Genomic DNA, 12,919 nt, shown 5'->3' on the forward strand with positions numbered 1-12,919 from the left:
GACTACTGGAACAACAATAATGCTCTTCTTATTGTGCTAACGGGGGAGTTTAGTTTTTTAAAAAGATGACAATCACTTGTTACACTCTTCAGGGGAGTTTGTGAGGTAGGATGGTGATATCAATTGAGCATTCCAGTTTTAGGGTTGATTTTACAAGTGTTTTTTATGTTATCTATTTCTGTTTTTAACTTTATTAGAATTTTTGTAATGGAACAGTTTAATGTATATCCAGTAGCATTTTTTGAGTTATTTCTTGGATTAGCCAGCTTTGTTAGTGGGATATATGGTATTTTGAAAAGAATTAATCCTTTAATTTCTATATTCGTTTCTCTTTTTGGGGTACTAATTTGTGTATTTTTTGTCTTTGTTTATCTTGTACCTGAAGCAGGAATACCACCAGTTATCCCTTGGTTGTATTCTGAATAAATTTAGGTCTTTGTTTACTAACGGGCGCTTTAGCGGAAGATTATTGAGTTGCTTTGGCAGCTCTTTTTGCTTATTGAACTAATGCCGTAGTTTTGTTTAGGAGGAAAAAAAGAGGAAGTTATTGGGGGAGACATTATATTATGAGTACATTTGTTTATATGGTGAGACACGGTGAATCGCCAAAAGAAGGAAACGATAGAACCAGAGGATTAACCGAAAAAGGTTATTTAGATGCTAAACGAGTGACTGACATTTTGAAAGATAAAGAAATTGATGTAGTTACTTCAAGTCCATATATACGCTCAATTTTAACTGTAGAACAGTTAGCCCAACAAATAGGAGAGGAAGTTTTAGTTTTTGAAGATTTAAAAGAGAGGATATTCTCTTCAGGAAACAATCGAGTATCAGATAAAGAATTGGTTCCACTTTTAGAGAAGTCATTTTTTGAATCAAATTTCTCTTTAGAGGGAGGAGAATCAAATGCTGATTGTCAAAAAAGAGCTATAAAGGTCTTAAAAGAACTATTAGAAACTTTTAGAGATAAAAAAATAGTGATAGGTACTCACGGGGCTGTTATGACCTTGATGATGGAATATTTCGATGGCACTTATGACTTGGATTTTTTACATAGCACATCAAAACCTGATATTTATAGAATGGAATTCAATGAAAAGAAATTAGTGAATGTTCAAAGACTATGGGTGTAAATATTGATGTTAACCAATAAAAAAAGTTTTTTGTTCTTAAACTATCGGGCGTTTTAGTTTAATAATCATCTGCCTTTACAGGGCAGATTTTCTTATTGAGTAATGTAGTTAACTTCCGTGAACTTGCTGGCGTTATGTTAACTAGAGGTGTATGGCGCATACAAGTTCTTACATCGATCGAATCGAAGGTTTGCGGGTGGAGATAATCGAGATTCTTGTTAAACTAACTGGGCAGTTTAGTTGAAGAAGGAATAGTAAGATGTATGATAAAATTGTGAAAAAAAGGAGATAAATCATGAAGTTTTATATTGCATCTAGCTTAAAAAATATAGACCAGGTTAGATATGTTAGTAAAAGGTTAAAAAATAAAGGATTTATCCATACATATGACTGGACTGTAAATGATAACGTAACAACATTGGAAGAACTAAAGGCAATAGGTCAAAAGGAGAAAAATGCTGTAATAGAAGCTGATTTTGTTGTAGTTTTATTACCAGCTGGAAAAGGAAGCCATATTGAACTAGGTATTGCTATTGGAAATGACAAAAAAGTTTACCTTTACTCACCGAACAAAGAAGTAGATAACATTGAAACAACCAGTACATTTTATCATTTACCTGAAATCGAAAAGTGCTTTGGAAGCATAGATGAGTTAGTAGATATTATAGACTTAAAATCACAAAGTTTTTAAGCTAACGGATGCTTTAGTGTAACAACAGTAATTCTTTTCTTATTGTGCTAACGGGGCAGGTTAGCTTAACAAAACGTATGAACAATTATGGTAATATGGGATTGAAAAGGGGAGTGACTGTGACCTATCTAACCATTCTTTATATCTGTTTGTTAGCGGTGTTTATCAGTGCTATTGGTGGTTTCCTGAGCTATAAAGTAAGTCGTAAATTTTTTAACGCTGAAGCACTTAGATATATATTGGGAGGCATAGTAGCTTTACTTTTAAGCTACCCAATGACAATATTTCTGCAACTTGGTGGAGTATGGTTCTATCACTTGCCTATCGCAGTGCTGGCGATAGTTTTATATGTCGCGTTCTATTTGAATTCGAAGGGTAATTGGAAATTGATAGCGTGGTTCGGTTTAGTTGTGTTAACTGTAATTATTGCAACACACGTTTATCTAATCATTATCTCTATCTTCTTAAGCTAACTGGGTACGCGCGATAAGTTCTGTTATAAATGAAAACAGCGTGAAAGACAGGAGATTCTGTGATTTAAAATCTCAACTTTACAATGGAGGGTAGGAATGAAGGAACCACGTTACCTAAAACCATCGCGTTAATACTTCTGCTTGCATTATGACTGATAGGTTAGAAGTTCTGAAGCCAGATGAAGTCGACAGAACAAAGGCTAAAGACATTCCTAAGGAAAAGAGCCAGATGAAGTCGACAGAACAAAGGCTAAAGACATTCCTAAGGAAAAGGTATGCCGAGCGGCTGAAAAGCTAGACATGGTGAGAATAGTTCCTTTATAAAGGAACTGACGGACTTTCCAAAAGGTTTAAAGTTAGAACATGAGGAAACTCATATACCATCCAACGACGGGCTAAATGGTGTAAAGTAAAAAAAGTACCTTATGAATAACAGCAAGTGCAGGGGGAGAAAATGAAGAAAGAAATTAAGATTGTATTTAGTATAAGTTTTATATTTTACTTATTGGTATTGGTGTTTATATTATTCTTAGGTTTTAGGGGTTATAGGTATGACCTGCCATTCTTAGAGTATATGAAAAACTCTTCAAATTTCGTTCCATTTAAAACTATAAATACATATTTTCAAGCAATACTTGATAGAAGTATAAATTTGAATATCCCTATCAAAAACCTTTTTGGTAATTTTATTTTGTTTTTACCAATGGGTATTTATTTACCATTTTTCATAAAGAAAACAAACAAAGTAATGGTATTTTCTATTTCAATGATTGTATTATTATTTATTATTGAGGTAATGCAATTAGTTACAAGAAAGGGTAGTTTCGACGTTGATGATTTCATCCTAAATATGCCTGGTGCTTTAATAGGGTTTGGAATTTGGAGAACAAAGTTTGTTCAGAATCTACTTAAATAGAACTGTAATTATTCTTCAACTATCTGGGGCTTTAGTGAAGAGTCGGCTGCCTTTCACGGCGGCTTTTTCTTATTGACTAATGGTGACGTGGGTTATTGTGTTTATAGTGGCTTTATCCGGTAAGAAAAGAACAGGTGAATTTAAAAAGATTACATTTAATCAATTTGTAATTGCGATCCTAATTTCTATTGGTATAATGATTTTGACTATTAGACATATGGATATAATGGGATAAAAGCAAATGTAGGATTAAGCGAAGCTAGGATGTGATTGAATGTTTCAAGATGGATTTCCAAATTATTTGAGAGATGATGTGGCCACAGCGGTTGGAATGATTCCTCATGAAAATTATGAAAATGTCACTAGTGGTGTGTCCCAGGATACTATTCAATACTTTCTAGATGATACCATGATTAGGTTTCCTTATCGCATATACTATATTGATAGTTTAGATGAAGTTATAGACAATTTAAGTCTACGACAAAAAATGATTTTGCATTGTATTTATTCAAGAAGTTGTGACGGATTTGTTCGTCAAAAGCATATCTCTTCGTTGCTTCAGATGGATTATGAAGATTGGGCTATTCCTTATATCGTAAAAATATGTGATGAATATGTCGTAGAGATAATAGAAATGACTTATGATACTTTAAAAGAACAGGATACAGAACGGATTAAGAGATTTTGTCTTGAAAATATTGTGCTGTTTTGCAAAAGTTACAATAGAATGATTAGCTATTGGAACGAATATTACAGATATAGAAACAATGATTTCAAAAAATATATTGGCAGGAAGTTATTTAGAGATTGTTTTGGTTACTCTAAATCCATGGAATGCAGAAGAAAAGAAGTTCGTGAAACATATCACTTAAAGTAACGGTTGCTGGTTTAGTTAAACGAGAATTGGCAGGCTTTTCTTTGAATTAAAGGGTAAGAATACTTCCATGAAGGGGTGTAATATCAACTAGTGGTAAATAGTGCATACATTAGTTATGGGGATTTGTTTGAAATAAAAAAATATGAAAGTAAAATGTGTGAGTACTGAAAAAAGGAGTCTTTATAAGCGAAACTTATCTATACTTAGCGTAGTTCTAGCAGCAATATTTTTATTAATACATATAGTATTTGATTTTAAAAACCACATGTCGGTTTTAATGGCCAACATTTTAATAGCCATTTTCACTTTTGTTTTACTTTTATCTGGAATTTATTTACTCAATCAAAAAAAGAAACCAACAACTAAAAAAAAGTGACGCTTTTTTCTTTAACTCATCACATCACGCTCTCCAATGAATTCCGAACGTTCGTTATATGATTCACATTCACCGATTACTTTTCCCTGAACACTTCGGGTGTATGCAGCATTCAAACTCGCATTAGAACAGTAAATGTATAAAAGTGTGCTTGGAAAATTGCAAAACTATCACAATACAAATATGTTAGATTTGCGAAAAGTCTCACTTTTATTTAGAAAGGGAGACTTTTTTATCTATTGCTGGTGTCATAACTTAAAAATCACGACACTGTTATGATGTGACAAAATCTGATAAAAGGATTGGCCATTTTGCTCAACTAATCCGATAGCACAATAATTTTTTCAGTTTGAACTTAAATAATTGAGGACTATATTCACTCGCTCTTTTACCGTATCGTCACCTTCTATTCTCAATATCGGGCAAACTAAGTCTGACATCCAATGTTCGTGTAACATTTTACTTCTGACTTCCATTCCTGCTTCATCATATAAGGAAGCCCACTTCAAAAAAGCCTTGGATTCGTCGTATTTACTACCACCATCCAATATTTCATTCCCATACCTTTGAAATTCCCTTTGTTGCAATCTCTCAAGTCTTATATTTTGGGGAAGCTGCAAAAATATAATTAAGTCAAAATGGGCTTTAAATTCGTCACCCCAACCACATATTGCCCCCGAAAGAATACAGTTTTGATATGTTGTTAAGTCATGTTTTAGCATTTTTCTTCTTTCAGGTATTGGTCTTTGTCCTGTGAACTTAGTTAACCAAAAATAGTCGTCTGTATCAAGATGAGTATAAGGAAGTTCCTGTGATAACGCAGTTCCGAGTGTCGAAGTTCCAGAACCAGCAGCACCAAATATATGTACTTTTGTAATAAGAAATTCCTCCTCTAATAGGCCATCTCATTATTTTTGATTATACAGTTATAATTCATCTTTAGTAAAATCCCCTTATTCAACTAACGGTGGTAATAGGTAAGTATTTGATGTTATCTTCAACTTCCCCGAGTCGTAGCATTGTTCTGCACACATTTTCATCCAAACAAAAGAAGTTAAACACTATAATTAATATTGAAATGATATAAGACAATATGTGAGGTTTTGAAAGTGAAGAAGTGTGCATATGTAAATTTAGTACCTTGGTTCTGTTTAGTTTTGTCCTTCGCGATTATATTTGACTAAATTAAGGTAACCGTCACCTTTGCTTACTCAGGGGAGGTTTTTTGATATGAATGATGTTTGATTCCTCTACAAATAGGCGTTCGTATGGTAAATTAAGTACAGTGTAAGTAAAAGGAGTTACGGTAAAATGAATGATTTTTTTGAACGAAAAAAGAAAGAATTGAATATAGATTTGAATGAAGTGCAAAAGAAAGCAGTGCTGCAAACAGATGGCCCGCTTTTGCTTTTAGCATGCCCTGGATCAGGGAAAACGACGACAATGATCATGCGAATCGGATATTTGATTGAAGAAAAAAACGTCAATCCGAAGCGTATTAAAGCAATTACATTTAGCCGGGCATCTGCGCGCGATATGACGGAGCGTTTCACAAGGTTTTTCCCGCACAGTGCCCGCGTGGACTTTTCCACAATCCATAGTTTGGCATTTATGATTGCGCGTAGCTACTTAGAGAAAATAGGTACAACATACGAGCTGATTGAAGGAAGTAAGACAGGGCGTCAGTCTATCAATAAGGCATTTTTATTGAAAGGCATATATAAAGACGTATTGAAAGAGGATTGCACTGATGACGAACTGTCGTCTCTTTCGACATTCATCAGTGGGATTAAAAACCGCATGATCCCACTTGGGAAATGGGAGGAGCTTGAAGGGCCTGTTGATAAGGCAGGACGCATTGCCAGGAAATACGAGCAGTATAAGACGCGTACAAGTGGTCACCTGCTTCTTGATTTCGATGATATGCTGACAATTGCGGAACAGGCACTTCGAGAAGACGAACAACTTAGCGAGCACTTTCGAAACCTCTACGACTACCTCCTAACCGACGAAAGCCAGGACACGTCCCTTGTTCAACATAAAATTGTGGAGCATCTTGTGGCGCATCACGGCAATCTTTGTGTGGTTGCTGATGATGACCAGTCGATCTATACGTGGCGAGGGGCGGAGCCGGATTATCTTCTTGATTTCAAGAGTGTCTATCCGGATGCTCAAGTGCTGATGATGGAGCGTAATTACCGTTCGTCAAAAGAAATTGTGGAGATGTCTTCGAAGTTCATCAAACGGAACAAAAAGCGCTATCCGAAAGACATGCATACAGAAAACGGCAAGGTCGAGCCGATCTATATTAAACAGCTTACTAGCCCGAAACAACAATTAGAATACGTAACATATGAGCTGTTAAACGAGAAGAATTTGAATGAGGTTGCTATTTTGTTCAGGAACAATTCATCTTCAACGATGTTCGTGAGCGAACTACACAGGCGAGGTATCCCATTTTATATGAAGGATGCAGATGACAAGTTTTTCACACATTGGATTGTCGAGGATATTTTGAACTTTATGCGTCTTAGTTTTAATATGGAACGGAAAGATATATTTGCGAAGATCATCATGAAAATGAATGCCTTTATTTCACGAAACATGCTCACCCAGTTTGAAAATACTGCAACAACGGGGAATGTATTCGATGCATTTATTCAAACGGTTGAAATGAAAGACAGTCAAGTCAAAAAGTTAGCTGACTATAAAAAAGGATACGCTGTGATTCCAGAGATGCGTCCGGAACGAGTGATTCAACTGATTCGGAATGATTTTGGGTATGAGGCGGCGCTTAAAAGTAGAGCTGAAAAGTTTGGATTCCGTTTTGAAAGCCTGCTTAGCATTTTAGATACACTTGAAGGAATTGCATCACAACTCCGAACGATGGTGGAATTTGCGACGCGTTTGAAAGAACTTGAACAGGCAGTAAAAAATGCGAAATTCAATGCACCTGAAAATGCGGTGACGTTATCGACATTTCACAGTGCGAAAGGGCTTGAGTTCCGGCGTGTGTTCATGATTGATTTACTAAAAGGGGTTATTCCATCAGAGGAAGATGAGAGTGATGTAGCGATGTTGGAAGAAGCGCGTAGGCTCTTCTACGTCGGGATGACACGTGCGAAAAACCGACTTGAATTGCTGTCATATGGTCAGGACGAAGGGAAGCCAAAAGAAGATTCTAGGTTTCTGAATGAAGTAAGGGGCCTTCTTTTGAAACCGGGTGAAGCGAACAAAGAGCAGAAGCCAGTGAAGATTAGGAAAGCGTCGATTGCACTAAATCCTGATGGTATTCAAGATAGTGACGAGCTAGCGGTTGGAACAGCGGTCAAACACCGTGTATTCGGGCAGGGTGAAGTCACACGGCGTGATGGTGATGAAATTCATATCCAATTTGGTAAAATCGAGAAAAGGCTTGATCTTGAAACGGTTCTTTCCCTTAGGTTACTTGAGAAAGTTGCCCTATGAAAAAGCTCTTATGGATTGGATTGGCAGGAGCGGCAGGAGCAATTATACGCGTGGCGATTGGCCATGTCGTTTCCAACGATTCAGGATTTCCCTTTTCGACGCTAGGTGTAAATATTGTGGGAACGTTTTTGCTATGTTTTATAGTAGCAGGAGCTTTTCGCAAACTAGCAGCGGATAAACAATTGCAAGATATCGTAACGACGGGTTTTCTAGGTTCTTTTACAACGTTTTCAGCGTTAAGCATGGAGACTATATTACTGATGGAAAAAGGTCAAATTCTCTTGGCTGGATTGTATATCATTCTTAGTATAATCGGCGGACTTACTGCCGGGGCGCTCGGCTTTCATCTAGGCAGGAAGAAGGTTCGTACATGACTTTCGTGGATTTATTGATGATTGGAATCGGAGGCTTTTCCGGTGCAGTCATTCGGTATTATATTTCAGCAAAGATGAATAAGCAGGATGGGTTTCCAGCTGGGACATTGCTCGTCAATCTGGCAGGGGCACTAATGATTGGAGTCGTTTTCGGGCTGGAACTACCTTTATGGGTGGCACTACTGTTTGCCTCCGGTTTCGCAGGGGCGCTGACGACCTTTTCCACGATGAATAAAGAGCTGTTAATCATGTGGGGAAACGGTAGGAAAAGGAATGCGATACTCTATCTTCTGCTTATTTATATGTCGGGAATCGGCCTTGCATTTCTAGGCTACCTGGCGGGAAGCAGTGTTTACTAAATTTGTCCGTTTGAGTTGAGTCCATTTGGGAATAGAGTAGTAGACTACTAAAATTCCGAATGGAGGAAACGACATTGGACAACAAACATAGTGATGAAAAGAATAGGCAGTTAGAGACGTTCCGTTCACATGATGCGGGTAAAAAGATGACGACGAACCAAGGACTTAACGTGTCAGAGGACGAACATTCCTTGAAAGCGGGATTGCGTGGCCCGACATTGATGGAGGACTTCCATTTCCGTGAGAAGATGACCCATTTTGACCATGAACGGATTCCTGAAAGAGTCGTTCACGCTAGAGGCTACGCGGCCCACGGTGAATTCGAATTATATGAATCGATGAAAGACTATACGAAAGCGGCTTTCCTGCAGGAACCCGGTTCGAAAACACCGGTATTCACACGGATTTCCACCGTTGCCGGCAGCAAGGGATCGGCAGAAACAGTACGCGATGTACGCGGATTTGCGGTGAAATTCTATACCGAAGAAGGAAACTATGATTTAGTGGGTAATAATATGCCAGTTTTCTTCATCCAGGATGCCATCAAATTCCCGGATCTTATCCATGCCGTAAAACCTGAACCGCATAAGGAAATGCCGCAGGCGGCTTCTGCACATGATACTTTTTGGGATTTCGTTGTAAGTAACCAGGAGTCTGCGCATATGATCATGTGGCATATGTCCGATCGCGCGATTCCTCGGAGTTTCAGGATGATGGAAGGATTCGGGGTTCATACATACCGTTTGGTGAACGCTGAAGGGAAAGCGCATTTTGTGAAATTCCACTGGAAACCGAAACTCGGCGTTCACTCCCTCGTTTGGGATGAAGCGCAGAAAATCGCCGGGAAAGATCCTGATTTTCATCGCCGGGACCTTTGGGAGTCCATTGAAAAAGGGGACTTCGTCGAATTTGAATTCGGCGTCCAATTGATTGAGGAAAAAGATGAATTCATGTTTGATTTTGATATCCTGGATCCGACCAAGCTATGGCCGGAAGAGAAAGTACCCGTCAAAATCATAGGGAAAATGACGTTGAACCGCAATGTCGATAATGTATTTGCGGAAACGGAACAAGTCGCATTCCATCCGGGAAGTGTTGTTCCCGGGATTGATTTCTCAAATGATCCATTGCTGCAAGGTCGCTTGTTTTCATATACGGATACGCAACTCATTCGCCTTGGCGGACCGAACTTCCATGAGTTGCCGATTAACCGTCCAGTGTGTCCAATCCATAACAATCAGCGTGATGGCTATGGCAGACAGGCAATCAATGTGGGGCAGGTCAGCTATCATAAAAATTCATTGGCAAACAATACACCGACAACATCTACCGAAGAAGAAGGCGGTTTCGTCCACTATCAGGAGAAAGTGGAAGGACGCAAAATTCAAGCACGCAGTAATTCTTTCAGTGACCATTTCTCGCAAGCACGTCTTTTCTGGAACAGTATGACATTGCCCGAGAAAAAGCATATTGTCGATGCGTTCAGTTTTGAAGTCGGTAAAGTGAAAGATAAGAATGTCAAACAGCAAGTCGTGGATATGTTTGTCAATGTCGATAAAGGCTTGGCAACCGCTATTGCTGAAGCGGTGGGGGTCAATCATCCCGAGGGCAAGGAATCGGACGTGACCGAATCGTCACCAGCCCTTAGTCAGGAATTAACGGTGAAATCGCCGGCTACACGAAAAATCGCCATTCTCATTGGTGAAAAATTCAATGGCGGCGAAGTGGAAGCGGTTGTCAAAGCCTGCCTGGATGCAGGAATGACTGTGGATATCGTCGGCGAGAAGTACGGTTTCGTTTATGGTGAAGATAAACTGGCAGTCGAAGTGACGGAAACATTCCTCACTGTCCATTCCGTTTTGTATGATGGACTATACGTCGTCGGAGGCGAGGCGGATAATCCAAGGAAACTTAAGAAAGATATCGTCAATTTTATCAACGAAGCTTTTCAACACTATAAACCAATTGGTATCGCCACAAACGGCAAGCCTTTCTTCGATGCTTCAGATGCAGAAGAAGGTCCAGGTATCGTACTGTCTGACATAGCAGATTTCACTGGTGAATTCATCGCTGCAATCGCTGAACACCGGCACTGGGAACGTAAAATCTATTGATAAAGTGAAAGTGAAGCGGTCGTCACTTAGGTGGCGGCTGTTTTCATTTGGTTGCAGAACTGGTAACATATGAATGTTACAACTAATGAACTAGTAAAAGGATGACGGATACATGAAACAAAACAAAAAGAATACTAGTACCTTACTGAAAAAACCAGCAGGCATTGTGAGTATCGGTGTCGTCTTACTCGCATTGATTGTGTACAATATTTTCTTTCCTGAACAGGAAGCCGAACCGAGCCGAGTCGGTTTAATCCCGGTGGAGCTTGTGAAAACGATTGACGGCGATACGGTAAAAATTATGTATGAAGGTAAAGAACAGAATGTCCGGTATTTACTAATTGATACACCGGAAACGAATCATCCACGTCTCGGAAAGCAGCCGTTTGGCGAGAAAGCAAAAGAGCGTAATCGTGAGTTGATGAACAGCGGGAAATTAGAAATCGAATTCGATGTCGGTGGGAAAACAGATAAATATGATAGATTGCTTGCTTATATTTATATTGATGGTGTGAGTGTTCAGGAAAAACTGTTGGAAGAAGGGCTAGCCCGCGTGGGGTACGTTTATCCGCCAAATACACGACATCTAGACGCTTTTAAGAAAGCAGAAGAGAAGGCCAAAAAAGCGGGAATTGGCATCTGGACGCTTGAAGATTATGCGACTGATCGCGGATTTGACAGCGAAACGTATGTAGAAAAGAAACCTGAAACACAACCAGTATCCGGTGCTAAAGAAGCGTTTAAAAACTGTACGGAACTACGTCAGAAGTATCCGAATGGCGTGAAAAAAGGGCATCCTGCTTACTCAGAAAAAATGGATGGCAATAAAGATGGTAATGCGTGCGAGCGTTAATATTCGATGGAAAAGATAGAACTATACTTAACTTCTCGTTTTTTGTAAACGGGGAAAGATGATAGGCACAGCATATAAAACAAAAACATCCTTAAATCAGTTATCGATTTAAGGATGTTTTTAATTGTGTAACCAATTATCACAAATGAATACTTAAATATGTGATTAAAAAAATTCCATCTACTTTTTTGTGAAAGGGTACCCGAGTTTAGCTGAGCTTTTCTTCCGTACGTAACATTGGTGTCACAATGAGATTGTATAGTACTAGCAAGAGGTACCTAATACTTTGAAACAATAGCTAGTATTAATGTGCAAGAAAGGCAGTGGAGAATTGAAAAGAGTAGTTCTTGGCAGTATAAAATTCTTGATTATAGTAAGCATAGTAGTAGCAGGAATAGTTGTATACTCACTTAAAATAGAGCCAAAACGTCTGATCACAAAGGAATATGAACTTAAGTTCTCGTCGGGAGGTGAGAATTCTATAAGGGTAGTACAGTTTTCAGATGTCCATTTAGGTCCGAATTATTCGCTAGAGCAGCTGGAGAGACTTGTAGACCGAATTAATAAACTCAAACCTGACCTAATCGCTTTTACAGGCGATCTCATAGATGTAGCATCCGAGTTCGAGGGGCGATCAGAGATAAGTGGAATACTTGATAAGCTAAGTAGTAGATATGGAAAGTACGCCATTTGGGGGAACCATGACTATGGAGGTGGCGGCGTCAGGTTTTACGAAAAGATTATGATAGAATCAGGATTTAAGCTACTTACAAATCAGAATAGCAAAATAGAACTTGAAAGTGGAAAAGTATTAACTATAATAGGGGTGGATGATGCCATGCTTGGAAACCCCGATGTTCAAAAGGCGTATTCAGGTGTTGACGATCAGGGGGCTAAGCTTCTTCTGTTGCATCAACCGGACCTTGTGGACGAAATAGGGTATGATAATTTTGATTTGGCACTGGCAGGACACAGTCACGGAGGGCAGGTCATTGTTCCGACGCTTGGTCCCGTGGTGACACCTCCTCTTGCAAAGAAATATAGAAAAGGAATGTATCAACTAAGAATTCATACTCATCTTTATGTGAATAGCGGAATCGGCACTACGAGGATACCTATTCGATTTTGGAGCCCTCCTGAGATATCCGTGTTTGACATAGCTATATAAAATTTCTTTTAGATTGTTTTTGTACTTTTGAAGGCTTCTCCTGAGTTGACCAAACTTTTGTGATGCCTTTTTTGTTTTTCTTTTGTAATAATATGGTTTTGGTCAAAGTTTCTAACT

General features: G+C 38.7%; 13 protein-coding genes. 12 read left to right on the forward strand and 1 reads right to left on the reverse strand.

All coding sequences use genetic code 11. From position 1 onward, the window contains the following. The first annotated feature begins 123 nt into the window (after window positions 1-123). From ACGLYD_RS02530 to ACGLYD_RS02555, 6 genes are all read left to right on the forward strand, one after another. Window positions 124-426, forward strand: coding sequence for a hypothetical protein (locus ACGLYD_RS02530; protein WP_067206574.1), 303 nt, complete (start codon window positions 124-126; stop codon window positions 424-426). A 140-nt stretch (window positions 427-566) separates the two neighbouring features. Next, window positions 567-1,133 (forward strand): histidine phosphatase family protein, encoded by a 567-nt coding sequence (locus ACGLYD_RS02535; protein ID WP_399631153.1) that lies wholly within the window; start codon window positions 567-569, stop codon window positions 1,131-1,133. A 295-nt stretch (window positions 1,134-1,428) separates the two neighbouring features. Continuing rightward, window positions 1,429-1,824 (forward strand): nucleoside 2-deoxyribosyltransferase, encoded by a 396-nt coding sequence (locus ACGLYD_RS02540; RefSeq protein ID WP_399631155.1) that lies wholly within the window; start codon window positions 1,429-1,431, stop codon window positions 1,822-1,824. 119 nt (window positions 1,825-1,943) lie between these two features. Beyond that, window positions 1,944-2,297 carry a hypothetical protein gene (locus tag ACGLYD_RS02545; RefSeq protein ID WP_399631157.1) on the forward strand — a complete coding sequence of 118 codons (354 nt, stop codon included), beginning with the start codon at window positions 1,944-1,946 and terminating at the stop codon, window positions 2,295-2,297. Between the two features lie 454 nt (window positions 2,298-2,751). After that, window positions 2,752-3,213: a VanZ family protein gene (locus ACGLYD_RS02550; RefSeq protein ID WP_399631160.1), complete on the forward strand. Its 462-nt coding sequence runs from the start codon at window positions 2,752-2,754 to the stop codon at window positions 3,211-3,213. Between the two features lie 274 nt (window positions 3,214-3,487). Continuing rightward, on the forward strand, window positions 3,488-4,090 hold the full coding sequence (locus ACGLYD_RS02555; RefSeq protein ID WP_399631162.1) for a hypothetical protein: 603 nt from the start codon (window positions 3,488-3,490) through the stop codon (window positions 4,088-4,090). 720 nt (window positions 4,091-4,810) lie between these two features. On the opposite strand, the gene ACGLYD_RS02560 is transcribed toward ACGLYD_RS02555, so the two are convergent. Beyond that, window positions 4,811-5,344, reverse strand: a complete 534-nt coding sequence (locus ACGLYD_RS02560; protein WP_399633081.1) for a hypothetical protein — start codon at window positions 5,342-5,344, stop codon at window positions 4,811-4,813. 433 nt (window positions 5,345-5,777) lie between these two features. Between ACGLYD_RS02560 and ACGLYD_RS02565 the strand changes: the two genes are divergently transcribed. The 6 genes from ACGLYD_RS02565 to ACGLYD_RS02590 all read left to right on the forward strand — a co-directional run bounded on the left by ACGLYD_RS02565 (window position 5,778) and on the right by ACGLYD_RS02590 (window position 12,802). Next, on the forward strand, window positions 5,778-7,934 hold the full coding sequence (locus tag ACGLYD_RS02565) for an ATP-dependent helicase (RefSeq protein WP_399631165.1): 2,157 nt from the start codon (window positions 5,778-5,780) through the stop codon (window positions 7,932-7,934). Beyond that, the gene (locus ACGLYD_RS02570; protein WP_187046957.1) at window positions 7,931-8,308 is read left to right on the forward strand and encodes a CrcB family protein; all 378 of its coding nucleotides are present in this window, start codon (window positions 7,931-7,933) and stop codon (window positions 8,306-8,308) included. Before ACGLYD_RS02565 ends, ACGLYD_RS02570 begins: the two co-directional genes overlap by 4 nt. Next, window positions 8,305-8,667 carry a fluoride efflux transporter FluC gene (locus tag ACGLYD_RS02575; protein ID WP_399631168.1) on the forward strand — a complete coding sequence of 121 codons (363 nt, stop codon included), beginning with the start codon at window positions 8,305-8,307 and terminating at the stop codon, window positions 8,665-8,667. The genes ACGLYD_RS02570 and ACGLYD_RS02575 overlap by 4 nt, the downstream gene beginning before the upstream one ends. Before the next feature lie 74 nt (window positions 8,668-8,741). Then, entirely contained in the window at window positions 8,742-10,781 is a 2,040-nt protein-coding gene (locus tag ACGLYD_RS02580; RefSeq protein WP_399631170.1) for a catalase, read from the forward strand. A 112-nt stretch (window positions 10,782-10,893) separates the two neighbouring features. Beyond that, window positions 10,894-11,634 carry a thermonuclease family protein gene (locus ACGLYD_RS02585; RefSeq protein ID WP_342537712.1) on the forward strand — a complete coding sequence of 247 codons (741 nt, stop codon included), beginning with the start codon at window positions 10,894-10,896 and terminating at the stop codon, window positions 11,632-11,634. A 331-nt stretch (window positions 11,635-11,965) separates the two neighbouring features. After that, complete coding sequence (locus ACGLYD_RS02590) at window positions 11,966-12,802, forward strand: metallophosphoesterase (protein ID WP_399631174.1); 837 nt, start codon at window positions 11,966-11,968, stop codon at window positions 12,800-12,802. Window positions 12,803-12,919 lie beyond the last annotated feature (117 nt).

Source organism: Sporosarcina sp. SG10008, from assembly GCF_044569405.1.
In the GTDB taxonomy this organism is placed as follows: domain Bacteria; phylum Bacillota; class Bacilli; order Bacillales_A; family Planococcaceae; genus Sporosarcina; species Sporosarcina psychrophila.